This window comes from Deinococcus sp. KSM4-11, from assembly GCF_004801415.1.
Taxonomy (GTDB): domain Bacteria; phylum Deinococcota; class Deinococci; order Deinococcales; family Deinococcaceae; genus Deinococcus.
The window spans coordinates 490,071-516,161 of the sequence record NZ_SSNX01000002.1; the positions used below are offsets into that span (position 1 = coordinate 490,071).

General features: G+C 67.6%; 18 protein-coding genes. 8 read left to right on the forward strand and 10 right to left on the reverse strand.

The genetic code is table 11. From position 1 onward, the window contains the following. Positions 1 to 49: 49 nt before the first annotated feature. Together E7T09_RS09330 and E7T09_RS09335 are read right to left on the reverse strand one after the other, a co-directional pair. On the reverse strand, positions 50 to 1,828 hold the full coding sequence (locus E7T09_RS09330) for an ABC transporter substrate-binding protein (RefSeq protein ID WP_136388890.1): 1,779 nt from the start codon (positions 1,826 to 1,828) through the stop codon (positions 50 to 52). A gap of 149 nt (positions 1,829 to 1,977) precedes the next feature. Continuing rightward, positions 1,978 to 3,744 carry an ABC transporter substrate-binding protein gene (locus tag E7T09_RS09335; protein WP_136388891.1) on the reverse strand — a complete coding sequence of 589 codons (1,767 nt, stop codon included), beginning with the start codon at positions 3,742 to 3,744 and terminating at the stop codon, positions 1,978 to 1,980. A gap of 124 nt (positions 3,745 to 3,868) precedes the next feature. On the opposite strand from E7T09_RS09335, the gene E7T09_RS09340 reads away from it, so the two are divergent. The 3 genes from E7T09_RS09340 (at position 3,869) to E7T09_RS09350 (ending at position 6,616) form a co-directional block, all read left to right on the forward strand. Continuing rightward, a complete protein-coding gene (locus tag E7T09_RS09340; RefSeq protein ID WP_240741710.1) occupies positions 3,869 to 4,639 on the forward strand; it encodes a GntR family transcriptional regulator in 771 nt (256 codons plus the stop codon). An 82-nt stretch (positions 4,640 to 4,721) separates the two neighbouring features. Next, positions 4,722 to 5,618 carry an N-acetylmuramic acid 6-phosphate etherase gene (gene murQ, locus E7T09_RS09345; RefSeq protein ID WP_240741711.1) on the forward strand — a complete coding sequence of 299 codons (897 nt, stop codon included), beginning with the start codon at positions 4,722 to 4,724 and terminating at the stop codon, positions 5,616 to 5,618. Further along, positions 5,615 to 6,616 (forward strand): serine hydrolase, encoded by a 1,002-nt coding sequence (locus E7T09_RS09350; protein ID WP_136388894.1) that lies wholly within the window; start codon positions 5,615 to 5,617, stop codon positions 6,614 to 6,616. The genes murQ and E7T09_RS09350 overlap by 4 nt, the downstream gene beginning before the upstream one ends. A gap of 27 nt (positions 6,617 to 6,643) precedes the next feature. Here E7T09_RS09350 and E7T09_RS09355 read toward each other — a convergent pair whose 3' ends face one another. Continuing rightward, on the reverse strand, positions 6,644 to 7,519 hold the full coding sequence (locus E7T09_RS09355; protein WP_136388895.1) for an alkaline phosphatase family protein: 876 nt from the start codon (positions 7,517 to 7,519) through the stop codon (positions 6,644 to 6,646). Then, positions 7,516 to 8,106, reverse strand: coding sequence for a DedA family protein (locus tag E7T09_RS09360; protein WP_136388896.1), 591 nt, complete (start codon positions 8,104 to 8,106; stop codon positions 7,516 to 7,518). Before E7T09_RS09360 ends, E7T09_RS09355 begins: the two co-directional genes overlap by 4 nt. A 372-nt stretch (positions 8,107 to 8,478) precedes the next feature. Between E7T09_RS09360 and E7T09_RS09365 the strand changes: the two genes are divergently transcribed. The 5 genes from E7T09_RS09365 to E7T09_RS09385 all read left to right on the forward strand — a co-directional run bounded on the left by E7T09_RS09365 (position 8,479) and on the right by E7T09_RS09385 (position 15,912). Further along, positions 8,479 to 10,689, forward strand: a complete 2,211-nt coding sequence (locus tag E7T09_RS09365; protein ID WP_168734780.1) for a glycosyltransferase family 4 protein — start codon at positions 8,479 to 8,481, stop codon at positions 10,687 to 10,689. Further along, positions 10,682 to 11,779 (forward strand): glycosyltransferase family 4 protein, encoded by a 1,098-nt coding sequence (locus tag E7T09_RS09370; protein WP_205746971.1) that lies wholly within the window; start codon positions 10,682 to 10,684, stop codon positions 11,777 to 11,779. Before E7T09_RS09365 ends, E7T09_RS09370 begins: the two co-directional genes overlap by 8 nt. A gap of 20 nt (positions 11,780 to 11,799) precedes the next feature. Further along, positions 11,800 to 12,795 (forward strand): glycosidase, encoded by a 996-nt coding sequence (locus E7T09_RS09375; RefSeq protein WP_136388898.1) that lies wholly within the window; start codon positions 11,800 to 11,802, stop codon positions 12,793 to 12,795. Positions 12,796 to 13,022: 227 nt separating this feature from the next. Continuing rightward, complete coding sequence (locus tag E7T09_RS09380; protein ID WP_136388899.1) at positions 13,023 to 14,183, forward strand: acyl-CoA dehydrogenase family protein; 1,161 nt, start codon at positions 13,023 to 13,025, stop codon at positions 14,181 to 14,183. Between the two features lies 1 nt (position 14,184). Continuing rightward, complete coding sequence (locus E7T09_RS09385; protein ID WP_136388900.1) at positions 14,185 to 15,912, forward strand: asparagine synthase-related protein; 1,728 nt, start codon at positions 14,185 to 14,187, stop codon at positions 15,910 to 15,912. Between the two features lie 78 nt (positions 15,913 to 15,990). Here E7T09_RS09385 and E7T09_RS09390 read toward each other — a convergent pair whose 3' ends face one another. The 6 genes from E7T09_RS09390 to E7T09_RS09415 form a co-directional block, all read right to left on the reverse strand. After that, the gene (locus E7T09_RS09390; protein ID WP_136388901.1) at positions 15,991 to 18,408 is read right to left on the reverse strand and encodes an AAA family ATPase; all 2,418 of its coding nucleotides are present in this window, start codon (positions 18,406 to 18,408) and stop codon (positions 15,991 to 15,993) included. Positions 18,409 to 18,679: 271 nt separating this feature from the next. Next, positions 18,680 to 19,852, reverse strand: coding sequence for a glycosyltransferase (locus tag E7T09_RS09395; protein ID WP_136388902.1), 1,173 nt, complete (start codon positions 19,850 to 19,852; stop codon positions 18,680 to 18,682). Continuing rightward, the gene (locus E7T09_RS09400) at positions 19,849 to 21,072 is read right to left on the reverse strand and encodes a glycosyltransferase family 4 protein (protein ID WP_168734781.1); all 1,224 of its coding nucleotides are present in this window, start codon (positions 21,070 to 21,072) and stop codon (positions 19,849 to 19,851) included. Before E7T09_RS09400 ends, E7T09_RS09395 begins: the two co-directional genes overlap by 4 nt. Positions 21,073 to 21,240: 168 nt before the next feature. Then, positions 21,241 to 22,203, reverse strand: a complete 963-nt coding sequence (locus tag E7T09_RS09405; RefSeq protein ID WP_136388904.1) for a UDP-glucuronic acid decarboxylase family protein — start codon at positions 22,201 to 22,203, stop codon at positions 21,241 to 21,243. Beyond that, on the reverse strand, positions 22,203 to 23,600 hold the full coding sequence (locus tag E7T09_RS09410) for a UDP-glucose/GDP-mannose dehydrogenase family protein (protein ID WP_136388905.1): 1,398 nt from the start codon (positions 23,598 to 23,600) through the stop codon (positions 22,203 to 22,205). The genes E7T09_RS09405 and E7T09_RS09410 overlap by 1 nt, the downstream gene beginning before the upstream one ends. A 138-nt stretch (positions 23,601 to 23,738) precedes the next feature. Next, positions 23,739 to 25,889 carry an Ig-like domain-containing protein gene (locus tag E7T09_RS09415; protein ID WP_168734782.1) on the reverse strand — a complete coding sequence of 717 codons (2,151 nt, stop codon included), beginning with the start codon at positions 25,887 to 25,889 and terminating at the stop codon, positions 23,739 to 23,741. Positions 25,890 to 26,091 lie beyond the last annotated feature (202 nt).

A 26,091-nucleotide genomic window follows, 5' to 3' on the forward strand; every position in this document is an offset into this window, starting at 1 on the left:
GGTGGTGGGGATAAAAATCGGGTCGATCATGCCAGCGCTCTCCAGGGGCTCACTTCAGGTAGATGAAGGTATTCGTGTTGTATGTGGGGATGGGGCCGAGGTTGTACACGAAGTTCCCGACCTTGTTGCTGACGGCCGCCAGGTTGTCGGCCTTGGCGATCATCACGACCGGCAGGTTTTTCGAGAACAGTGCCTGCCACTCGCCGTACAGCGCCTTGCGCCGCACCGGGTCAACGACCGTGGCCCCCTGGTCGAAGATGTCCCAGATGCGTTTTTCCCACGGCTGCATGACCGCGAAGTTCGGCTTGCCGTCCGCGCCGCGCGTGCCCATGTGCCAGTAATACAGCGCCTGTCCGGGCTGCCAGATCTCGCGCCGGAGCTGCGGATCCGGCTGGTCCCCGAAGGCGTACAGCATCGCCTCGTAATTCCCGGCCTGCCCGGTCGAGAGCATGTTCGCGACCAGCAGGCCCTTGAGGTTGACCTTCACCCCGATGCTCTTGAGGTCATTCTGGAAGATGGTGGCGATCGGCGGGTAGATGGTGCTGTCGGTCGGGTAGGTCAGGTCGAACTCGAGGTTCTTGCCGCCGGGCAGGTTGCGGACGCCGTCACGGTCCGTGTCCTTGAGCCCCATCGCGTCGAGTTTCGCGGCGGCGGCCTTCAGGTCGAAGCTGCCCAGGGCGCGGGTGGTGTTCACGTACCACTCGCTGATGGGAGAGACCCCGTGACCAGGGAGCACGGCGACGGTGTTGAACACGTCGTCGATGATGCGCGGGCGGTTCACGGCGGACTGCATCGCCTGCCGGAAGCGCAGGTCACTGAACACCTTCGCGAGCGCCGGGTCTTTCGCGTCGAAGTTGAAGGCGAAGTGGGGTGGGCTGCCGAACAGCGCCTTGCTGCGCAGCACCTTGAACGGCGCGCCCGCCACCTCCTTCTGTTTCAGATCCGGGAACTGCGCGCCCGTGATGTTGATCTCGTCGATGTTGCCCGCCAGGAACTGTGCCACCTGCGCCTGTGGGTCGCGGATGATCAGGTACTCGAGCTTGTCGAGGTACGGCAGCCGGGTGCCCTTGGTGTCGGTCTTCCAGTAGGTGGGGTTCTTCACCAGCGTGACCTTCTGCCCGGCCGTGTACCCAGCCAACTTGAAGGGCCCGGTGCCGATCACGTCGGTGGCATGGTCGGTGCCCCACGCCTGCATGAACTTGTCCGGCGTCTTCAGCGGGTCGAGCTTCTCGAACACGTGTTTGGGCAGGATGAACGTCCGCAGCGGTTGCGTGAACGCCCCGGCCGCCTGGTTCAGCGTCATGCGAACCGTGTACTGGTCGACCTTCTCGACCTTCACGGGCTGCCCGCCGAAGGTGAGGTTCGGAATCTGGTTGGCGCGCACGCCGGGATTCAGGATGATGTCGTTGTACGTGAACACCACGTCGTCGGCGTCGAAGGTCTCCCCGTCATGCCACTTCACACCCTGGCGGAGCTTGAAGGTCCAGACCTTGCCGTCCTTGCTGGTCGTCCAGCTTTCCGCGAGGCCGGGTTCGAGCTTGTACGTGGCGAGGTTGTACTCGACGAGGCTCTCCAGGACGTTGTTCAGCACGGTGTACGTGTTGTTGTCGATGGCGCCGTAATAGTTGAAGGTCTGGGGACTGTCGCCCAGCGGCAGCGTATACGTACCGCCACTCTTGCCGGGCACGATGCCCAGCCCCGTGAGGTTCGCTCCGACGACCTTGGCGCCCAGCGCCGTGGGGGCCGCCAGCAGCAGGCCCAGGGCCAGCAGCGAGGCGAGGGGACGCCGGGCGAAGCGGGAGGGGGGCGGCAGGTGGAGTGAAGGCATGGAGGCTCCTTTCAGAGTCTGGGTCGGGTTCGGGATGGCAGGATGGGACGGATGCCAGCACGGATGCGGCCGTGGGGCGCACGCACCAGCACCGCATACCCCGCAGCATATGGACACGGGGCCGGGCATATACGCCCGGCCCCACAGGATCACTTCTGGTAGATCAGTGGCACGGGGTTGTAGCCGGGGATCACGCCGAGGTTGTACACGTAGTTGCCGAACTTGTTGCTGACCGCGCCGATGTTCTCGGGCTTAGCGATCGGCGTGACCGGCAGGTTCTGTGCGAACAGCAGCTGCCAGCGGGTGTACAGGGCCTTGCGTTCGCTGGCGCTGGGCGTGACCGCTGCCGACTCGAAGATGTTGTAGATCTCCTTTTCCCAGGGGGCCATCTTGGCAATGTTGGGCGTCTCGCCGTCCTTGGCAGGCTGGAGCGAACGGTGCCAGTAGTACAGGCTGCCGCCGGGCTCCCAGATGGGGCGGCGCAGTTCCGGATCGGGCTGGTCACCGAAGGCGTGCAGGATCATGTCGTAATCGCCCGCCAGACCGGTCGAGAGCAGTTTGCTGCTCAGGATGCCGCGGAGGTTAACCTTCACGCCGATCTTCGCGAAGTCGCTCTGCAGGATGGTGGCGATGGGCGGGTACACGGCAGAGTCCGTGCCGTAGGTCAGGTCGAACTCCAGGGGTTTGCCGTTCGGCAGCAGGCGCGTGCCGGCGGCATTCTTCTTGCTCAGGCCCAGGGCGTCCAGCGCTGCGCCCGCCGCGGCCAGGTCGAAGCTGCCGAGCTGGCGGGTGGTGTTGACATAGAAGGCCTTGTTGGCGGGCGCGACGCCGTGACCGGGCAGGCTGGCGAGGCCGTTGTACACCGTGTCGATGATGCGGGGCCGGTTCACGGCGGACTGCATGGCGCGGCGGAAGCGCACGTCACTGAAGACCTTCGCCACGGCCGGATCCTTGTCGTCGAAGTTGTACGCCACGAAGGGCGGGCTGCCGAACAGGGCCGTGAAGCGGTTCACCTTGAAGTTCCCGCCCGCCACTTCCTTCTGCTTGAGATCCGGGAACTGCGCGCCGTTGGAATTCAGCTGGTCGAGGTTCCCGGCAAGGAACTGTGCGAGCTGGGCCTGCGGATCGCGGATGACCAGGAAGTCGAGTTTGTCCAGGTACGGCAGCTTCTGGCCCTTGCCGTCCACCTTCCAGTAGTTGGGGTTGCGCACGAGCGTGACCTTCTGGCCGCTGGTGTACGAGTCGAGCTTGAAGGGCCCGGTGCCCACGACCTCGCTGGGGGCGACGTTGGTCGGCCACGCGTTGTTGATGTCGGCGGGCTTGGCGCCGCCGTCGATGGACATCTTGAGCAGCTTGTGCTGCGGCATGATGAAGTAGCGCTGCTGCAGCAGGAAGGCGGGGGCCGGGCGCGGCAGGGTGAAGCGCACGGTGTAGTCGTCGACCTTGGTGAAGGTCACGGGCTGGCCGCCGAGCGTGAAGTTCCCGGCGTCCCCGGCGCGCGTCTCGGGGTTCGCCACGAGGTTCTTGTACGTGAAGATCACGTCGTCGGCGTTGAAGGTCTGGCCGTCGCTCCACTTCACGCCCTGACGCAGTTTGAAGGTGTACACCTTGCCGTCCGGGCTGATCGTCCAGCTCTCGGCCAGTGCGGGCTCGATCTTGTAGGTGGAGAGGTTGAACTCGACCAGGCCGTCGAACAGCTGCTGGGCGATCAGGCCAAGGTTGTTGTCGATCGCGCCGTAGTAGTTCAGGCTCTGCGGACTGTCGCCGAGGGCCAGGGTGTAGGTGCCGCCGGACTTGCCGTCGACGACGCCCAGGGCGCTGTAGCCGGTGAACTTCTTGGGCGCGGCGGCGGCGCTGCCGATCAGCGCGAGGGTGACGAGGGCCAGGGCCAGGGGGGGAGTGGGACGCTTCAACATGAGAACCTCCGGAACTGCTGCGGGTGGGGCGGGTGAATGTTCCGCCCAGACTAATACCACTGCCTGTCCACTTGCAAGTCTTCCGCCGTGTGGCCTGGAAGTGGTATTCTCCGTGGCGATGTCCATGACCGACCACTGGTCCCTCCCGATCGACGCGGCGAGCGCCACGCCGGTGTACGTGCAGGTGGCGCAGCAGCTCCAGCGGCGCATCGAGAACGGCGACCTGCGCCGGGGGAGTGCCCTGCCTGCCGAACGTGACTTCGCGGCGCAGCTGGGCATCTCCCGCGTCACCGTGCGCCAGGCGCTGGCCCTGCTGGAAAAACAGGGCCTGCTGCTGCGCAAGCACGGCAGCGGCACCTTCGTCACGCCGCCCGTGCGGCGCGGAGAGATGCCCAGCCGGCCGCTGGGCCTGCTGTCGTCCTTCAGCGAGGACGTCCGGTCGCGCGGCCAGCGGCCCGGTGGGCGCGTCCTGAGTTTCGAGCGGGGGCGTCCCACCGCGCACGAGGCCCTGAGCCTGGCCCTCTCGCCCACCGAGTCCGTCTACCGCGTGCGGCGGCTGCGGACGGCGAACGACGAGCCCCTGGCCATCGAGGAAAGTACCCTGCCGGCCGGTCTGGTCGGCACCCTGACGGCCGCGCACGTGACCGACACCAGCCTCTACTTGCTGCTGCGCACGCGGAACCTGGAGCCCAGCCGGGGCATCCGGCACCTGCGGGCGATCAATGCTGATCTCACCCTGGCCGGTCAGCTGGGGGTTCCGGTCGGGGCGGCGCTGGTCTCCACCGAGCGCGTGTCTTGGACTGCCGAGGGTGTGCCCGTCGAGTACGCCCGCGCCCAGTATCGTGGCGACCGCTTCGACTTCGTGATGGAACTCCACGGAGACAGTGACAGCTGATGGCCGCGCCGCGAGGCCAGAGGCCACAGACTCGCAGGTGCGCTGGAACACCCCTCCGGGTTCATCCGCAGTCGGTGTGCCTGTGAGTGCCGATCCCCGCCGCACTGAGGCGGTCCATCCGGGCCTTGCCGACCTGGATCGCCTGAGCACGCAGGAACTGGTCAGCGCGTTCGTGGACGACCAGCAGGACGCCGTGAAAGCCGTTCAGCTGGCCTCGGTGGCCCTCGGCCGCGTGGTCGAGGCCGCCCTGCCGCGCCTGCGCGCCGGAGGCCGGCTGGTCTATGCCGGCGCCGGCACCAGCGGCCGGCTGGGCGTGCTGGACGCCACGGAACTGACTCCCACCTTCTCCTGGCCACCTGCGCGGGCCGTGCCGCTCATCGCGGGCGGCGAGGTCGCCATCCGTCAGGCGGTCGAGGGGGCCGAGGACGACCACGCCTCCGGAGAGGCCGACGTGAAGGCCGCTGGCACCGGCCCGCAGGATGTGCTGATCGCCATCGCTGCCAGCGGCACCACGCCGTATGTCCTGGGAGCGGTGCGCGCGGCCAGACAGGCGGCTGCCCTCACGGTCGGGATCGCGAACAACCCCGGCACGCCCCTGCTGACCACGGCGGACTGGCCGGTGCTGCTCGACACCGGCCCGGAGGTCATCTCCGGAAGTACCCGCCTGAAGGCCGGAACCGCGCAGAAGATCGCGCTGAACACCATTTCCAGCGCCCTGATGGTCAAGCTGGGTAAGGTCTACGGGAACCTGATGGTCGACATGCGGGCCAGCAACGAGAAACTCCAGGGCCGTGCCGTGCGGTTGGTGCAGCACGCGACCGGAGTAGACGACGAGCAGGCCCGGTCGGCCCTGGGCCACGCCGACGGTCACGTGAAAACCGCCATCGTGATGCTGCTCCTCGGGGTGGACGCGGAGGGAGCGGCCTCCCGGCTGCGCGAGACCGACGGCCACGCCCGACTGGCCCTGGGTCGCCCATGATTCCCGAGGTCACCCGAAGCCTGCTGGAGACCGCGATCGACGGGGGCGGGCTGCCCGGCGCCGCCCTGGGCGTCGTGGACGCGCGCGGCGCCGCTCAGACGCTGGTGCTGGGTCTCGCCCAGCGCGATCCGGACGCCAGGGCGCTCACAGCAGATCATCTGTTCGACCTGGCAAGCCTGACCAAACCGCTGTTCACGGCCCGTGAGCTGCTCCGCGCCGTGGCCGCCGGCAGCGTCGACCTCGACGATGACCTCGGCACCTTCCTGCCGGAGCTCGCGTGGATGCAGGACACGCCGCTCCGGACGAGATCCCTGCGGCAGCTTCTCACACACACCGCTGGCCTGCCCGCGTGGGCACCGCTGTACACCTGGGGCGACGCGGCCACCATCCGCGCGCGCGTGCTGCAGGAACCCTGGACCATGCGCGATCCCGGGGAGGTCGTGTACTCGGATCTGGGGTACATCCTGCTGGGCCGCGTGCTGGAGCGGGTACACGGCCGGCCCCTGCGCGACTTCCCGCTCGACGCCGGCCTGACCTTCGCCCCGGAGGCCGCACGTTCCGTCGCCACGGAACGCTGTGCGTGGCGGGAGCGGATGCTGCGCGGCGAGGTGCACGACGAGAACGCCGGGGCACTGGGCGGCGTCTCCGGCCACGCGGGGCTGTTCGGCACGCTGGGCGGCGTCCTGCGGCAGGCGGAACTCATCCTGCGCGGTGGCTGGCTCCCGGCCGCCGCGCAGGACGCCGCGCTCCGCCCGGCCGCCCCCGGCCGCACCCTGACCTTCGTGCAGGCGCAGGCCGGCTGGAGCGGCGGCAGTCTCGCCAGCCCCCTGGCGGTCGGTCACACGGGCTTCACCGGCACCGGGCTGTGGGTGGATCACGCCCGCGGCCTGGCCTGGGTGCTGCTCACCAACCGCGTGCATCCCACCCGGCACTCCGGCTTCGATATCCAGGGCCTGCGCCGCGCCGTGGGCAATACCCTGCTCGCCCCCAGGGACTAACGCGCCCACAGAGCAAGCGGCAGACCGCTACGGCCCGAACAGGTCGGTCATCGGAGTGGCCTGGGCCGCCTGCCGCAGTGGCGGGAGCCCCCAGGCGTCCTCCAGGGTTCGCAGCAGCGAATAGTGGTTGTACGGAACGCGGGACTTCACGCCCCGTGGCCCCGAGGTCGTGACCACCACCGTGGCAACCGTGCCGCCCCCGCCGGCATCATCGCTGCCCTCGTCGAAGGTGATCACGATGGCCGATCGCCCTGTCCACGCCGGGGAGGCCAGAATCGCGTCCGTCCACGTCTTCACGAAGCGGTCGCCCGCGCGCTGCAGCGTGCGGCCCGGCGGGCAGGTCACTGCACCGTGCAGGTCATGGCACACGTCCGGCACGATCAGACTGAAGGCGGGCACGTGTCCGGATGTCAGGTCGCCCTGAAGGGGATCGAGCGACACCACCTTCGCGCGCCGGGCCGGACTGCCCGCGATCTCCGCCGAGAGCATGAAGGGGTTGTGCTTCTTGCCGTAGGCGCCGGCCGCGCCGCCGTCCCACCCGGTGCTGGGAAGCCCCTGGAAGTACCCCTTCCAGTCGAGCCCGGCGCGTTCCAGCTGCAGGGGCAGGGTGTCACCTGCAAAGCGCTGCGTGGGGTCGTCGGAGACGCTGCCGAAAGTGGAGCCGCTGATCATGGCCACGTAATTCGGCAGGCTGGGGTGCGCAACTCCGGTGTAGGTCGTGGCCAGCCCGTAGGTGCGTGCCAGGGCATTCAGGGTGGGCAGGTTCGGGTTCCCGATCGCCTGCGCGTAACTGGTGTTCTCCAGCACGATCAGGAACACGTGATCGAACGGCACGGGGGAGGACGTGGCGGCCTGAGCGCTCAGGCCCACTGCGAGCGCGAGGGCAGTGAGAACGGGTTTCACTGCCCAGCCTGCCCACGGCGCACTTCGAGCGCGACTGGAATGAAACTCAGGACGACCACCGCGCCCACCATCAGCAGGATGTACCGGTCGAGGTTGGGGATCACGCTGCCCAGCGCGTAGCCCAGCAGCGGGACGGCCAGCGCCCACAGCAGGCCACCCACGGCGTTGTACGCCAGGAACTGCGGGTAGGGCATGTTGCCCACGCCCGCCAGGGTGGGCGCCGCCGTCCGCACGACCGGGACGAAGCGGGCCATGATCAGCGCCCTGCTGCCGTGCCGGGCAAAGAACGCGCGGGTGCGTTCCACGAACTCCGGCTTGAAGACGCGGCTTCCCGGGCGGCTGAACACCCCTGGCCCGAACTGGCGGCCGATCGCGTAGCCCACCGAATCTCCGATCACCGCGCCCGCCACGGCGGCCAGCATCAGCGGAAGCAGGTGCAGGGTGCCCTGCCGGGCGAGCAGGCCTGCCGTGATCAGCAGACTGTCGCCAGGCAGAAAAAAGCCGACCAGCAGGCCGGACTCGGCGAAGACCAGGCCGAAGATTCCAGCGTAGGACACGCTCTGGATCAGGTGGGGGAGGTCGAACATCCCGTCAGCCTAGTCCTGGAAGGTCAAGGCACGGTAGCGCCGGAGTCAGCGGTCAATCCTCGGACGGTCAGGTGTCGTGGGTACCGGGTCACCACACTGCGCGGTCGCCTGACCGCTGTTCCCATTCTTGTTCCCTGGACTTGCCATGGCTGAACTTCAACTTTCAGCGCCGTTACGGGACAGTGGGCATCACGTTACGGTTGAATTGTTCACACGGGGGCGGCGGAGTACAAAGTGAAGTATTGCTCAAGCGTGTGGGCCGTCAGGTTCAGGTTTCTTGGGCGAAGCTTCAGCCACAGGGGGAGGCGTGCCCCCACAATGACCCCATCGCAACAGTTCTGTTCCGAACTGCGCTCTTTGGGGGAACACAAGATGACTATCCGACGTGTCCTGCTCCTGGGAAACCACACGCCGCGCCAGTGCGGTATCGCCACCTTCACAGCCGATCTCGCCGATGCCCTCCTGGCGGCCCAACCGGCACTGGACGTCGTCGTCGTCGCCATGGACGACGGCCATGTCCAGCAGTACCCGGAACGTGTGGCCCTCACGATTCCGCAGGGTGATCCCGAGGCCTACCAGCGCGCCGCCGAGACCATCAACGACCTGAACGTGGACGTCGTGTGCGTTCAGCACGAGTTCGGTATCTACGGCGGCCCGGCCGGTAGTTACCTGCTCACGCTGCTGCGCGGCCTGGACGTACCGGTCATCACGACCCTGCACACGGTGCTTGAAACGTACTCGCCCGAGCAGCGTGCGGTCATCGAGGAACTCGCGGTGCTGAGCGAGCGCCTCGTCGTGATGAGTGCGCGGGCCGTGGATTTCCTGACCGCCCAGGGCATCCCCGCCGGCAAGATCGAGTTTATCCACCACGGTATGCCCCTGCTGGACTTCGACCGGGAGGAGCAGAAGGCCGAGCTCGGGCTGGCTGGCCACGAGGTCATCCTCACCTTCGGCCTGCTCTCCCCGAACAAGGGTCTGGAAAACGCGATCCGGGCCCTGCCCGACGTCGTTGCCACCCATACGAACGTCACGTATCTGGTGCTGGGCGCCACCCATCCGCATCTGCGGGAGCGGGAAGGCGAGGCGTACCGCGAGGGCCTGATGGCGCTGGCCGCGTCACTCGGCGTGGCGGAGCACGTGCGCTTCGAGAACCGGTTCGCCACCCTGGACGAGCTGGGCCGCTACATTGCGGCGGCCGACATCTACCTCACGCCCTACCTGAACCGCGAGCAGATCACGTCCGGCACCCTGGCGTACGCGCTCGGCAACGGCAAGGCCGTCATCAGCACGCCGTACTGGCATGCCGAGGAACTGCTGGCCGACGACCGGGGCGTCCTCGTGCCCTTCCACGACACGCCGGCCCTCACGGCCGCGCTGCTGGGCCTGCTGGACGACCCGCAGCGGCGCGCCGCGCTGGAAGCCCGTGCCCGCGCCTACGGCCAGGGCATGACCTGGCCGGCCATCGGCGCACAGTACCTGCAGGTGTTCGCGGAAACGGGTCGCGCGGTCACGCTCACGCAGCCGCTGCCTGCGCTGCCAACCGTGACGCTGAGGCATGTGGCGGCCCTGTCGGACGACACCGGGGTGTTCCAGCACGCGACCTTCACGCTGGCCAACCCCCACGAGGGCTACACCACCGACGACAACGCCCGCGCCCTGATGCTGGCCGCCGCCTGCCCGGACGACCCGCACGCGCCGCTGCTCGCCCGGCGCGCCCTGACCTTCCTGCACGGAGCGCTGGATGGGGACGGGTACTTCCGGAACTTCATGTCATACGACCGCCGCTGGCTGGAAGCGCGCGGATCCGAGAACGCCCAGGCCCGAGCCGTGCGCGCCCTGGTCGTCGCGGCGCGTGACCTGAGGGAACCCGGTCTGCGCGGAGCCGCGCAGGAACTCCTGGCTCACGCCTGGACAGCGATCGGGCAGCTGGACAGTCCGCGCGCGCAGGCCCTGGCCCTGATGGCCCTCGCCGACCAGCGGCTCGCGGGCGGGCCGAACCCTGACCGTGACGACGTGGCGCACCGCTACGCCATGAACCTACGCCGCCTGCACGGGGCTCACGCCCGACCCGACTGGCCATGGTTCGAACCGTACCTGAGCTACTCGAACGCGAAGTTGTCTCACGGCCTGCTCGCTTATGGCCGCGCGTATGCGGCGCCGGGCGACATCGCCCTGGGCTTGGAGACGCTCGCCTGGCTGGAAGGCGTGCAGACGGGTCCGCACGGCACCTTCTGGCCGGTGGGCAGCGAACGCGTGTACCGCAGCGGCGAGGCCCGGCCGCTGTGGGACGGCCAGCCCATCGAGGTCTACGCTACGGTCGCCGCCGACCTGGAAGCCTACGCGGTCACGTCCGACGAGCGCTGGCTGGATCTGGCCCGCCGCGCCGTGAACTGGCTGCTGGGCGTGAACCCACTGAGGCAGCCGCTGTTGAACCCGGCGAGCGGTGGCTGCCGCGACGGCCTGCACCGCGACCGCCTGAACATGAACGAGGGCGCCGAGAGCACCCTGGCCCTGTGGCAGAGCGTCGCAGATCTGCGCGCAGCCCAACTCACGCCCAGTGCGGGGACGCTCACCGGTGACTGAGCGTGCGGTGCTGGAGCGGCCGGGCATTCAGCATCCGCTGGCCCGGCACCCCGTAGAGGATCGGCCGGTGCGGATCGGGATGCTCGCCCCCATCGCGTGGCGCGTTCCCCCCAGGCACTACGGGCCGTGGGAGCGGGTGGTCTCGCTGCTCACCGAGGGACTCGTTGCCGCTGGAGCCGACGTGACCCTCTACGCCACCCAGGACGCCCTGACCTCGGCCCGGCTCAGCGCAGTCGTGCCCACTCCCTACGAGGAGACGCCGGGGATGGACGTGAAGGTCTGGGAGGGGCTGCACCTCGCGCATGCCTTCAATGCCGCCGAACAGGTGGACATCGTGCACAACCATGCGGACTTCCTGCCGCTGATGTTCGCGTCGCTGGTGGACATTCCCACGGTCACGACCATCCACGGCTTCTCCGGCGCGGCGATCCTGCCCGCGTACACCGCCTACGCGGATCGCGTGCACTTCGTGAGCATCAGTGACGCCGATCGCTCGCCGAACCTGCCGTACATCGCCACGGTGTACCACGGCATCGACCTGGCCGAGTTCACGTTCCGGGCCCAGCCGCAGCAGCCTCCCTACGCGGCCTTCCTGGGCCGGATCCATCCGGACAAGGGCGCGGCCGACGCCATCCGCGTGGCCCGCGCCGCCGGCCTGCCGCTGAAGATCGCGGGCATCATCCATGACCGCGCGTACTTCGAGCGGGAGGTTGAGCCCCACCTCGGCGCGGACATCACCTTCCTCGGCTCGGTCGATCCGGCCGGGCGGAATGCACTGCTGGGCGGCGCGGCGGCGCTGCTGCACCTGATCCATTTCGATGAGCCCTTCGGCCTCTCGGTGCTGGAGGCCATGGCCTGTGGTACCCCGGTCATCGCCTACGGGCGCGGCAGTATGAGAGAACTGATCGAGGACGGGGTGAGCGGCCGGGTCGTGCCCGACGAGGCTGGGGCGGTGGCCGCGCTTCACGCGCTGGACGGCCTCGACCGCGCCGCCGTTCGTGCCCACGCCGCCACCTTCAGCGTGGAGCGGATGGTCGACGGGTACCTGCAGGTCTACCGGCAGCTCATCGCTGCCAGGGTTTCGTCATGACCCGTGGAGTACCGTTGGGCATGTCACTTCCAGGCCGCAAGCGCTCGCCGGTGCTGTTTCGTCGCACGGACGACAACCCCATCCTCACCGCTGCCCAGTGGCCCTACCCGGCGAACTCGGTCTTCAATGCCGGCGCGACCCGCCTGCAGGACGGCACCACGCTGCTGCTGTGCCGCGTGGAGGACTTCCGTGGGCTGTCGCACCTGACGGCCGCCCGCTCCCGCGACGGCGTGAGCGCGTGGCAGATCGACCACCACCCGACCCTGGCCCCACACCCGGATCACCCGGAGGAGGAGTGGGGGGTCGAGGATCCCCGGATCACCTGGCTGCCCGACGAGGGCCGCTACGCCGTGCTGTACACCGCGTACAGCCACAACGGCCCCGGCGTGGCGCTGGCACTCACCGACGACTTCGTGACCTTCGAGCGGCGCGGCATCATCTTTCCACCCGAGGACAAGGACGCCGCGCTCTTTCCCCGCCGGTTCGGGGATCACTGGGCCGCCATCCACCGGCCGGTGACCAGCACGAGCGCCAACATGAACCTGTCGTTCAGCGCGAACCTGTACCACTTCGGCAACACCCGCACCATCCTCGAGGCCCGGCAGGGCGCGTGGTGGGACGCGAACAAGGTGGGCCTCTCCGCGCCGCCCATCGAAACGGAAGAGGGCTGGTTGGTCATCTACCACGGTGTCAAGCGCACCGGGAGCGGCGTGCTGTACCGCAACGGGCTGGCGCTGTTCGACCTCAACCACCCGGAGCGTCTGATCCGCCGGAGCGATCCCTGGTGCTTCGGGCCGCGCGACCTGGCCGAACGCGTCGGTGATGTCGACAATGTCGTGTTCCCCTGTGGCACCACGCTGCAGGACGACGGCGACACGCTGCACGTGTACTACGGGCAGGCGGACACCAGCATCGGCCTGGCGACCGCCAGCATCCGGCAACTGCTGGACTGGTTGCGGGAGAATTCCACCATGCAGGCCGCGCCCCCCCTCGAGGCGCTGCCCGCCGACGACTGACCGGCCGGCAGGTCGTCCCGGCAACTGCCCGGGCGAAGGCCATCAGGCTTTCGCCCGGGCGTTTCCATGTCTGCCCTGAACCCACCGCACTTCGCTGTGAACGCGCTTATGAACGGCTCAGGGTTAAGACGGTGCGTAACTCTGTGCCGCCTGCCTGGGTGGCACGCTCTATGCTGCACGTCAATCATTGCCGTGCTGTCCGCCGTCCACCCCTGTCCGAGGTGCCCATGTTCGATGAATTCCACGTGCACGCCCTGCTCACGCCAGAGGAACGCCTGATCCGCGAGAGTGTACGCGCCTACTGCGACAAGGAACTGCTGCCCCAGGTGGCCGGCTGGTGGGACAGTGGCGACCTGCCGGTGCGTGACGTGATGAAACAGTTCGGCGCGCTGGGCCTGCTCGGCCCGACGGTGCCGGAGGAGTATGGAGGGGCGGGCGCCACCTACTCGGCCTACGGCGCCATGATGTACGAACTGGAACGCGTGGACAGCGGCCTGCGCTCGGCGGCCAGCGTGCAGGGCAGTCTGGTGATGTACCCCATTCACGAGTACGGGTCTGACGAGCAGAAGGAGCGCTGGCTGCCTGGCCTCGCCCGTGGAGAGCTGATCGGCTGCTTCGGTCTGACCGAGCCCGATGGCGGCTCGGATCCCGGAGCCATGCGCACCCGTGCCCACAGGGACGGCGATGCCTACGTCCTGAGCGGCACCAAGATGTGGATCACCAACAGCCCCGTCGCCGACGTGGCCGTGGTCTGGGCCAAGGACGACGCGGGGGTCGTGCGCGGGTTTATCGTGCCCACCGACACGCCGGGCTTTGAGGCCCCGAAGATCACCCGCAAGATGAGTCTGCGCGCGTCCGTGACCGGAGAGATCGTGCTTGACGGATGCCGGATCCCCGCCGCGAACCTGCTGCCAGGCAGTGGCGGCCTGAAAAGCCCACTGTCCTGCCTGACCTCCGCGCGCTTCGGGATCGCCTGGGGGGCGATGGGCGCGCTCGAAGCGGTGCTTCAAGCTACGCTCGAGTATACCGGCAGCCGCACCACCTTCGGCAAACCGATCGCCGCGCGCCAGCTGGTGCAGGACAAACTCGTGCGCATGGCCACCGACCACAGCCTTGGCCTGCTGCTCGCGTGGCGGCTGGGTCAGCTCAAGGACGCCGGGCAGATGAACTACGCCCAGGTCAGTTACGCCAAGCGCAACAACGTCCGGGTGGCCCTTCAGGGCGCCCGGCTGGCCCGCGAACTGCACGGTGGGAACGGCATCACCACCGAGTACCCGGTCATCCGCCACATGCTGAATCTGGAGACCGTCGATACCTACGAGGGCACCCACGACATTCATACCCTGATCGTCGGCCGGCACCTGACTGGGCTGGGCGCCCTGGAGTGACGTGACCGCGCCTGAACCCACCTGCGACGCGGCCCACCTGACCCTGCGCCTTCATCGCGCCACCCCAGGACGGGCGCTGCCACGCGGGGGGCTCGCCGTCGGCCCGTGGCAGGCCACGCTTGAGACCCAGGATCCACACGGCCGGATGGTCACCGTCGTCCGGCAGCGTGGCCAGGTGGGCGCACTCCTCGGAACGCTGTACGACACCACCTTGGACGATGCCCTGGAGCGTTACCGCGCCGTCGGGAACGGATTCGCCGCCCAACTGGAGGGCAGTTTCGCACTGCTGATCCTCGATCTGGACGCCGGGCGGGTGCTGGCCCTCACGGACCGTGTTGGCACGCGATCCCTCTACGCTTCCCCGGCGGACGAGGAGGTCTTCCTCTCGACCCGGCCCGGCCTGCCGGCGTTCACCCGTCGCCCGCTGTGCGTCGCGGCGGTGGCGTCGATGCTCGTCAACGGCGGGCTGCCCTCAGGCCTGACCCTGTTCGAAGGTGTCCGCGCCCTTACGCCCACGGAACTCCATGATGTGCGGCCCGACAGGATACACAGCTCGCCGTACTGGACGGTACCGTTCAATCCCGCGCCGCTCGGCCGCCCGGCCGCCGCCCATGCCGGTGAGCTGATCGAACTGATGCGCGGCGCAGTCGCCCGGCGGGTGCGGGCCAGCCGTGAGCGGCCCTATCTGTCGCTCAGCGGCGGCTACGACTCCCGCGGCCTGCTGTCCCTCCTGTACGGGCAACACCCGCACCTGAACACCTACTCCTACGCCCTGCCCTCCAGCCGGCGCGGCACCGACATGGAAGCTGCCGTGCGGCTGGCCACGCAGTATGGCGTACCTCACCAGCAATTCCTCGCCTACCGGGGCGACCTGCCCAGGGTCATCGCACTCAATGCGCGCCAGGGTCACGGAGGCGTGTCCTTCTGCGAGGAAATCGACGCCCTGCAGGACGTCACGGCCGGCCACCCGACCGACGTCTTCACCGGCGAACAGGTCTTCGAACTCCGCACCCACGCGAGCACGTCCACTCCCGAGGCCCTGACCCGCATGCATCTGAACGGTGCGCACGAGTTGAAGTGGCTCGAACCGTACGTGTCAGGCCCTGTGCACGCCGAACTCCTCGCCTCGTGGACGCGGGAATATGACGCCCTGCTCGCGCAGGGTGCACAGTGGGCCACCGGCCTGCACCAGGAACTCGAACTCATGATCCGGCAAACCGAACCCTACCGGTTCCTACCGTGGCGTGAACGCTTCATCGGGCAAGCGGCGAACATCCACGTGCCCTACCTGGATACACAGATCCTGGAATTCATCGGGCACCTGCCGGTCGACCTGATGTCCCACAAGACGATTCTCAAGGTGGCCCTGCGGCAGATGGATCCCCAGATCCTCCGGGTTCCACTGGCGACCTCTCAGGGCTACGAGGCGGACTGGAGCCATGAACTCCGCATGCTCGACGAGGATCAGCTGGAGGTTCTGTTGGGTTTCAACAGCCGCCTGGACGACATGATCGATCCCCTCACGATCCGCCACCTGATCCAAGCGTTGCCGACCACCGTCAGCCGTGGGACGCAGTTGACCTCATCCATTCGACAGGTTCTGGGCACCTGGCGCCGCACGTCGCTCGGCCGTCGGGTGCTTGGGCATCCGCCGATCCGGCCCCGGCTGCAGACGTTGCCAGCCGTGATCCTCAACCTGCTGACCCTCCGGGAGGTATTGCGGGCCTGACCCACCCGCCCCGTGGGCCACGGATCGAACCAGCTGGCCTGCGGAGAAGGCACCGAACCCTGCCTCCCGCTCAGGCGGTCAGTTCAACCGCGACAGGGAACGCAGCGCTGGAAGGGCCACAGGGGTTCCCTCACTCTGGGCGATTCCCAGCAGTTCGACCCCGTCGACCTCCACTTGTCCGAGCGTCAGGGCCACGTCCACCCCACGCACGCTGAGTTCGAGCATCTCTCCGGCCGTCTGGGTAGGCGCAAGGGTCAGGCGGTGAACCATCCAGATACCCGCTCCCAGATCCGGGTGTGGCTGGTGACGCACGCCGTCCTCGGTGTATTCGCGGTGCACGTCGGGCGTGAACACGTGGGCTTCCAGATCGCCCACGCGGCGCACGCGGAGGGCGAAGGGGGCCAGCAGGGGTCCGAGGTCGTTGCCCCCCTGGAAGAACTCCAGTCGCCACACCAGCCGGACGCTGCGGGGCCCGGCGCCGTCTGGGGCGGGGATGGGAACGTGCAGGCGCAGGGTCCGGGGGTGCCCGGAGCGGCCCTGACTGACAATGCTGAGCCAGCCGCCGGCCCCGCGCGACAGGCTGTAGCCCTGCCAGGTGGCGGCCGTCTGATCGGCGCCGCTGAGTCTGGGCGGGGCCTGCACCACCGGCACGGTCGTCCGCATGGGATCCGAGTAGTCGCCGATCGTGGAACTCAGGAGCGGGCTGTCTCCTGGAAGGCGAGAATGGTACGTGCGCCGCAGGCGCTCGGTCACCTGATCGTGTCCGACCCGCTCGGCGTAATACAGGGCCAGGCCCGGTTCGTAGTCTTCCAGGGCGGCGGCCAGGCGGCGGCGTACCGCCTGGCGCTGTTCGTGCGGCAGGCTGCTGGCCACACTGACGCGCAGGCCCTCGGAACGGAACGCATAGAGCTCCTGTCCGCCCGTGCGCTGCGCTGGAGCCGACAGCCCTGGGTACGTCAGCGGCACATCCGCTTCGCGTTCGATCAGGCAGGTTCGATCCAGGGCTTCTTTCAGCACTGACTGGGCGAAGGCCATGCTGGGGGCGTCGAGGGCGGCGCGCATCAGGTGCACGTCGAAATCCCCGTTGATGACACTCAGGCACCCCAGTGCCTCGCGCAGCGGTTCGGGCCAGCCGTCGATCTCCCCGGCGTAATGCTCGCGCACCTGGCCGGGCAGCCGCTGACCGGTGTGTCCGGTGACCTGCCGCTCCTGCTCCAGCAGGCTCAAGAGGTGCAGAACGTTTCCTTCGCTGCGCTGCAGCAGTTCGGCCGCGCGCTCGACACTCGCGCTGCCGAAGGAGCGGTCTCTCAGGATCCGTTCCACGCCCTTGACGGTCAGCGGGCTCATCTCGATGGACGTGCACTGACCGGCTTCCAGGCGGCGCATCACGGCCCGGCACAGCGGCGATTTGGCGGGGGGCGTGCGGGACAGCAGCACCACGGCGCGCGGCGCGCTGCACGGCGACATCAGGATGAATTCCAGCAGGGACGCGAGTTCCACGGGAGCACTCTGGGTATGGTCGAGCACCAGCGCGACCGGGTTCGGCAGCCGGGCCGTGATCGTGGCGAGCTTGACCGTGTCCTCTTCGAGGGTGCCGGGATGGAGCAGCAGGCGCCGCAGGGCGTCGGCATCGGCGGCGTCGGTCAGGCGCGCGAGCTCCTGGGCGATCGAGGCGATCACCAGGCGGCTCAGCCGGGTACTGCGCACCCGCACTGTCAGCCAGTCCTGGCTCTGCAAGACGTGCTCGGTCAGGTAGGATTTCCCGCTGCCCAGCGGGCCGTGAACCACCACGACCTGCGGCTGCACGCGGGCGTGTTCCAGGGCGCGCACCAGCAGGCGCTCCTCGTCGGGCGTCGAATCGTCGGCCAGGTCGGCGACGGCGTCATCCCGTTCCGGCGGCGGCGGGGAACTCTCCAGCGGTCGTGCGGGGGCTGCCGGGCGGGTGGATTCGACCACGGGAACGTCGAGGTGGTAGCCGAGCGCGGCGGCCCTACCCTGGATGATGCGGGTGGCCCAGACCTTGTTGTCGTCGAGGAAGCGACGGTGGGCCTGCTCGAGCACCTGCTCGACCTGCTCTTCGAGGGTGCAGCGCTGCTGATCGACCCATTCCTGCAGGGCGGTGCTGCCCAGATCCTCCATCCCGCTCAACGGCAGACCCCGCAGCATGGCCAGCCAGTGCGCCAGTTCCGGCTGATCCATGCCGCTGTTCAGGCGCGATCTCCAGACCTCGAGATCCGTGGTGACGTGTTCCAGATACAGCAGCTGGCGGCTGCGGGGAAAAATATCGAGGCCCGCAGACCGGATGCGGGCGAGTTCGACGCGCAGGTTCTTGCGGGCTTCAGCGGTGGACCAGAGCAGGTCGGCGAGCCGTTCGCGGTGCTGAGGCAGCCGCTCCAGGGCGAGGTACGTGATCAACGCCACGGCTTTCGCGGAGAGGGGCACGAGGCTGCCCTTGTACGTGATGTGCGTGTGGCCGAGTACGTTCACCGTCAACATGTGGTCTCCGAGACTTTCCGCTCCCTCCGGGTCGTGGTGCTCTCAATGATCCGGTGGATGCTCTTGGGCTGGATCCATCCTTTGGGATGGTGCGGATGCTGCCTCCAGTGTAGGAACGGATTGTCACCCAACAATTACTGGACGACCACTGGCCGCTGCCCATTAGACCGGAGGGGCGGCGTTCCATGCTGGCAATTCCATGAGTTCTCACACATCTTTCATCAGGTGTGCGTCAGATTCGATTGGCGATGGAGTTCCCGCCTGGCGAGATTCAGCGCCCCTGACGGTGATTCATGGCCCGCTGGTAGGCGCTGATCAGCACAGCGTAGTTCGAGTCCGGCGAGTACCAGCGTTCGTAGGCAGCGCGGGCGTCGGTTCTCATGGATACATCGTCGCGCCGCGCCACCGCCTGGTGGAGCGCGCCGGCCAGCGAGTCCGAGTGGCCCGGCGTGAACGTGAAGCCAGTTACGCCGTCCTGCACGATCTCGCCCAGACCTCCGATGGCCGCGCAGACGACGGGCGTGCCGTGGGCGAGGCCCTCCACGGCCGTCCGGCCGAAGGGCTCATACCACTCAGAGGGCACGACCACGAAGGCGGCGCCCGCGATCTGCGCGTAGGTCTCTGTCAGGGGCAGGCTGCCCAGGAAGGAGATCCCATCATGGTCATCAGCCAGCGCTTCGAGCCCAGCCCGTTCAGGGCCGTCGCCCACGATCCGCAGTTCCATGCCCAGGCGCTCCCGGAGCCACACCTCGATCAGGCGACGGGCTCCCTTCTCGGCACTGAGTCGACCGACGAACACGGCGTACGAACCGGTCGCGAGCTGCGCTCCGGGATCCGGATACACGAAGTTCGGCTTGACGACAATCCTCTCCGGGTCAATGCCGAACTCGATGTACTTCTGCCGCACGAAACTGGAGACTGCGATGAACAGATCGACCTGCCGGTCATACGTTCTGAGCAGCTTGTGCGTCGACTGCATGGAGGCCACGACCGCCGACCCCACCGCGCTGTGCCGGTAGCAGCGGTGTTCGATTCCGGGCAGCGCGAAGGCCCGGCCGGTACACGCCTCGCAGATCTGACCGTCCCGGAACAGCAGGCCATTCACACACGAGTGGCGGTAGTTGCGCAGCGCCTGCACCACCGCCGCTCCCTGACGGCGCGCGGCGCCATACACCGAGGGCGACATCAGCGGGAACGTGTTCTGGAAATGCACCACGTCTGCCTGCGCCTGGGACGTCACGGCCGCGATTTCACGGGCGCTTTGGGTATTCCAGATGGTCTTCAGGGCGATGCGCGCCGCGGGCAGGGCGTCGAGCTCGCGGTTGTGGCGCTCGTAGCGCTCGACGTGATGACCGTGGTCTTCGAGCAGCCGGGACTCCGCCCGGTAGCTCTCGTCCTCGCCCCCCTTCTGCTTGTAGAAGGTATGCGCCATCACCACTTTCATGGAACGCGGATCTCCTGGTAGAGCTGAAGGTAACCGGCCGCCTTGGCGGCCCAGGTGTGCTGGCGGGCGAAGGTCAGCGCCGCCCGTCCCATCTGTTCGCGCGCGGGGAGACCGAGTTCGGCGAAGCGGCGCAGGGCGGCCGCCACGTCTGTCGCCAGGGTCGCCTCCGTGCGCAGGGGCACCTTGAATGCCGCCTCGGCGGGCAGAACATCCCCGGCCCCCTGGTGATCCAGGCACACGATGGGCAGGCCCTGGGCGGCCGCCTCCAGCAGCTGTGACCCGAAGGAGTCGCGCAGGCTGGTGAACAGGAACACGTCCTGCTCACGGTACAGGTTCATCACGTCCAGCCAGGGAATCCGGCCCAGAGCACTGACCTTCCCTTGCAGTCCCAGTTCCTCGATCCAGCCGTCCAGCAGCGCGCCGTCCGGCCCGTCGCCCACGACGGTGAGGTGCACCGGAACCTCCAGCGCCGCGACACTCTCCAGGGCAAGGCGCAGCGCCTTGCGCTTCAGCAGCCGGCCGACCCACAGGACGTTCAGGGTATCGCCACCGCGCGCCGGAACCTGTCCGGCGATCAGGTCGTCCGGCAGCCCACTGTCGAGCACCATCCGCACCCGCTTCGCGCCCAGGCGGGTCAGCAGATCGGCGGTCTGCCGGTTGGTGGCGCACATGACCGCAGTCCCCCTGGCCATCAAGCGGTGGAGCGGGGAGAGAACGACCAACCGGCTCAGTAGGGTGCGCAGCCGCTCGGTGCGCCAGGCACGGCCAAAGTACCGGCGGGCGAGCGGCGGCGCGGTCTGCCCACCCCCAGCAGGCCCGAACACGAATGGACGGTTGAGGGCCCACAGCAGCGAGCCCCCCTGGACGCTTCCATAGGTCAGGTGATGCACCACGTCAATCGGTACCCGGCGCGTGAGGCCACGTGCGACGCGCAGCGCGGCCAGTTGCCACAGCAGATAGTGAAGTCCTGTCGTCTCACGCAGTGGCCTGAAGAGGAGAGGGAGGTCAACATAATAGAAGGTCACGTTCAGATTACCCTGCCGATCCCGGTGGCTGGCCTCAATGGCAGGCCGGTTTCCGGGACGCGTCAGAACGTGCACATTCAGGCCCGCCTCGGCAAGGTACGTGGCCGTGTACCAACCGAAACCGGGCTCGGTGCCGGTGGCCGGGGCGCAGGCGTAGCAGGAGAGCAGCGGTGTGGGAAGCCCTCGGCCGGTCACGCCCACCTCAGTCGAGCCGTGTGGTGTGGATGGCGCCATCCACACCACGCTCCGTCTCTGCACGGCCTAGTTGAGCGGATTGACCGCTGAGGCCGGCGTGTCCGCTCGCTGCCGCAACCACGTCCTCCAGACACAGCCTCCGCCGTATGGAGCGCGGGGGGCATCGCGTCAGGCACGTGCTGGGGTCGCCGCAACCGTCCCATCATGCGCTGTGGCCGCCGCGATCGTCCGGCGCAGTCCGTCACTCAGGGGCACGACGGGCTCCCAGCCCAGCAGCGTCCGGGCGCGTGTGATATCGGGTTTGCGCTGTCTGGGATCATCGTGGGGAATGGGTTCCCGGAGCGTCGTCAGAGGCCGTCCCAGGACATCCTGTAGGACGCCGACCAGTTCGAGCATGGTGAATTCCACCGGGTTGCCCAAGTTCACCGGCTCGTGATCCTCGACGTCCATCAGGCGCACGATTCCTTCCACAAGGTCCGTCACGTACTGGAAGGAGCGCGTCTGGCTGCCGTCCCCATACACCGTGAGGGCGTCGCCGCGCAGGGCCTGGTGCATGAAGTTCGTGATCACGCGGCCGTCGTCCGGGCGCATGCGCGGACCGTAGGTGTTGAAGATCCGGATGATGCGCGTGTCCACTCCATGATGCCGGTGGTATGCCATGGTGATGGCTTCGGCATAGCGTTTGGCCTCGTCGTAGCACGAGCGCAGGCCGTTGGGATTCACATGTCCCCAGTACGATTCCGGCTGCGGGTGAACGTGCGGATCGCCGTACACCTCGCTGGTACTCGCCAGGAAGAACTTCGCGCCGTGCGCCCGGGCCAGCTCCAGGGCGTTCTGTGTGCCCTGCGCGCCGACCATCAGCGTCTCGATCGGGAACTGCTGGTAATGGGGCGGGCTGGCCGGACTGGCGAAATGCAGCACCCAGTCGAGCCTGCCGCCAGGATCCGGAATGCCCTGACTGACGTCTGCTTCCACGAATGAGAAGCCGGGCTGGCCCAGGAACAGCGCCGTGTTGTCCCGCTGCCCACTGATGTAGTTGTCCACCCCGATGACCTCATGCCCGCCTTGCAGGAAACGTTCCGTCAGGTGAGAGCCGACGAAGCCGGCGCTGCCGGTGAGCAGGATCCGCATCAGGCGCGCTCCGCTCCGGCCCGGCGGCGTTCCCCGCGCGGCGCGTCGCGGCCCACCTGCTCGACCAGGGCGTTGATCGGCGAGCGGATCACGTTGCGAGCGTCGATCACCAGGGGCCGGCGCATGGTGGCCAGCAGCGGGTTCCAGTCCATGGTCATGTAGTCGTCCCACTCGGTCGCGAGGATGATCGCGTCAGCCCGGTCGAAGGCCTCCTCGACGCTCGCGGCCGGAGTGTAGTTCAGGTGCGTCCACTCGCGCGCCGCGCGTTTCATGGCGATCGGGTCATGCGCAGTCACGGAGGCGCCCAAGCGGTTGAGCTGCGAGATCAGGTCGTGCGTGGGCGCGTCCCGCAGATCGTCCGTGTTCGGTTTGAAGGCCATGCCGAGCACCGTGACGCGTTTGCCCTTCACGGTCTTGAGGTGCCGCAGCAGTTTGTCGATGATCACCCGGCGCTGCCGGTAATTGATGTCGATGGCCGCCTGCAGGATGGGCATGTCGTACTGGTGCTCGCGCCCGGCGCTGATGAGGCCCTGCGTGTCCTTCCCGAAGCAGCTGCCGCCCCAGCCGAGGCCCGCCTGCAGGAAGCGCTGCCCGATCCGCTGATCCATGCCGATGCCGGCCGCGACCTCCTCGATGTCCGCTCCGACCCGCTCGCACAGGCCCGAGATTTCGTTGGCAAAGGAGATCTTCAAAGCCAGGAAGGCGTTCGCGGCGTACTTGATCATCTCGGCGCTCTGCAGTGACGTCTTGATGACTGCAGGGCGCGTGAACCACTCGGGGCGTGGCGCGCCCTTGGGGGGGGCGAAGGTCTGGTCGATCAGCGGCGCGTACAGCTGCGTCATGATGTCCAGCGCCTCGGACTGGCCGCCCAGCACGATCCGGTCGGGGTACAGGGAGTCCCCGAGCGCCGTGCCTTCCCGCAGGAACTCGGGATTGCTGACCACGAAGTGCAGGGTCGGGTCGAAGGCCTTGGTGTGATCCTCCAGCAGGCGCTGCACGTAGTCACCGGTGCCGATCGGCACGGTGCTCTTGTTCACGATCACCTTCGCGTTGCCGTTCAGGTACCCGGAAATGCTCGCGGCGGCGCTGACCACGTACTGGAGGTCCGGCGTGCCGTCGAGGCCGGGCGGCGTGCCCACACAGATGAAGATCACGTCGGCGTCCCGCACGGCGCTGTAGTCGGTGGTCCACTTCAGGCGGCCCTCCTGGCTGGAGAGCAGGTCGTCCAGACCCGGCTCATGGATGGGCACCTCGCCCCGCTGCAGCATGTCGATCTTGTTCTGGTCGATGTCGATGCCGGTCACATGGTGCCCGATGTGGGCCAGCAGGCCAGCCGTACCGAGGCCGACGTACCCGGTGCCGATCACGGCGACGTTCGCAGGGTGCTTCAGGTGCATAGGGACACTCCAGTTCCGGATTCGCGTCACTGACGCTCGGGAGTACGCTCCGGAGGGGCGTGGGATTAAGGCGGGTAATTCGGCCAACACCGGCCTCGGACTGGGTGTGATGTTACCGCGCCGGTTCGTGAAGACTGTTCAGGGGCGGTTGATCTCGATGGCGGCGATGGCCGGGTAGTCCGCGCTGGCCTTGAAGGTCAGGTTCATCACGCCATTCGTCACGGGGACGTTTACCGTCTGGTCGTAGGCGGCGCACGCTCCGACCTTCGAGAAGATGTCGAGATTCGAGATCAAGGTGGTGCTGCCGGAGGTCACGTCGAACACCCGTTGACCCACCGTGCTGGAGTACAGGTCGATGAAGTGGAGGGTCACCGGGTACGTTCCGTTTTCAAGGGGAACGTTGTAGATGAGGGTTCGGTCGTCGGGGGTGGCCTTGCTGGTGTTGCCCCGGTAGGTCTTGTACAGCACGTCGTTGGTGGTGCCGGGAACGTCGGCTCCGCAGGGGTTGCTGATATTCGGTTCGTTGTACGCCTCGGTCGGCGTGAAGGCTTTGTAGGTCTGTACCGTGGCCACGCCTCCTTTGGGGGTGAAGTCGTAGTTGTACTGATCCGAGATCCACACGTTGTTGTCCGGGGCAAGCACCCCGACGTTGCCCCGACTGGCCGCGTCGATCCCGAGTCCAGTGTCGATCAGCACCGGCGCCGGCTTGAGATTCGACAGCAGGAAGATGTTGTCGTTGTAGTCGTAGTTGATGCCGGAATAGTCCATGATCAGCAGGTAGGTGTTCGGCATGACCGCGCCCGACGGATCCTTGGCCTTGAAGAACCGCAGATGTTGCCCGCAGGGCCCGGTGCAGCCTGCGTTGACGTCGGGATTGTGCAGGTTGAAGCTCGGGTCGCTCCATTCGCTGCCGTCGACACGGAAGCCGAAGGTCTTGCCGGGAGGTGTTCCGTCCACGCGGGCGGCCTTGCTGAGATCTGCGTTGTTGCGGGGGAAGAGGGCCTGCGCGTCGCTGCCCGCCGACGCGACGATCCCCTTGACGGCCGCGGATCCTTTCGAGGTTGGTCGGGCGTACCACGACAGCGTCGCAGGATTGTCGATGGTGTGGTACGACGCGATCTGCCAGACGTTCACGGCCTTGGCGGCGTCGGCCTTCTGCCAGTAGGGACTGATGACCTCGTCGCCCTGCGCGAACACCCGGCCAGCCTCATTGATCGCTGCGCCGCTGGGAATCACGGTCTTGAACCCCAGCACCTGGTTGATCAGCTGGGCCGTCGAGGGCTCGGGGTTGCTCTCGATCGTCGGCTGCCACGCGCCCGCCAGTTTCAGGCTGGTGCTGGGCTTGGTCGGATCCGTGCTCGTCAGGGTCAGCGTTCCGGTCTGCACCGTGCTGCCACTGCCGGTGAACTGGACGCTCACCGTGACTGACTGGTTCGGAGCGATGGTGCGCTGGTTGACGCCGTCAGGCAGCACGAAATTGCCGCTCACCGATGGCGTCACGAGCAAGGGATCGCTCCCCGTATTCGACAGCTGGACACGCGAGATGGTGTGCTGCGCTGCCGAGGGCTGGACGATCGTGGTCGAGCCGTCCTTCGTCCGGTCGATCTTGTTGAACGACAGCCAGGCGGGGAACGGCCCCCCATCCAGGTTCGTCACCGTCAGCCGGGCCAGCGAGTTGGCGTTCCCGACGGTGACCTGTGCGGCGGCGCTCTTGCTGCTGTCGGCCGTGGATTTCGCCGTGATGATCGCGGTTCCCGTCGAGACGGCCGTGACCACCCCACTGGCGGAGACGGTGGCAATCCCGGTGTTGCTCGACGTCCAGGTGACGGTCGTGGCGTAGCTGCCGGTGCCCTGCACGGTCGCCATCAGGGTATCGGTGGCCCCCGGTTGAAGAGACAGGGTCGCCGGCGAGACGGTCACGCCCGTGACCGAGTTGGAGCCCGCGACGGTGACACTGGCCGTACCGGTCTTGCTGGTGTCGAAGGTCGACGTGGCGGTGATCGTCGCCGTGCCGTTGCTGACGGCTGTGACCTCACCGCTGGTGGGATCGACCGTGGCCACTGCCACATTGTTGGACGACCACGTGACATCCTTGGTGTAGGTGCCTGTGCCCGTCACGTTCACGGTGAAGACCTTCGTGGCGGCCTTGGTCAGCGAGGCACTGGCGGGATTGACGGTTACCTTGGTTACCGCGTTGCTGGGGGCATTGTTCAGGTTGCACGCGGCCAGGGCCAGGGCGGCCAGCGTGGCCACCAGATATGTCTTGACGGGTTGGACTGTCTTCACCATGCAGATCTCCCTGCGAGAACAGCATGTCCTGCATGCTGCCGACGCCGCTTGCGTCCGGAATGTGCGAGTCAGATCGCTCGCCGTCCCATTCCTGCGCAGCATGCCGAGCCCGGCGTAACAGCATCGTTGCACTGCGCGGCACCCCTGGACTCATGAAGATCTGATTCAGGGCTGCTGGCACAAAGAACTGGGCGGCAGGTGC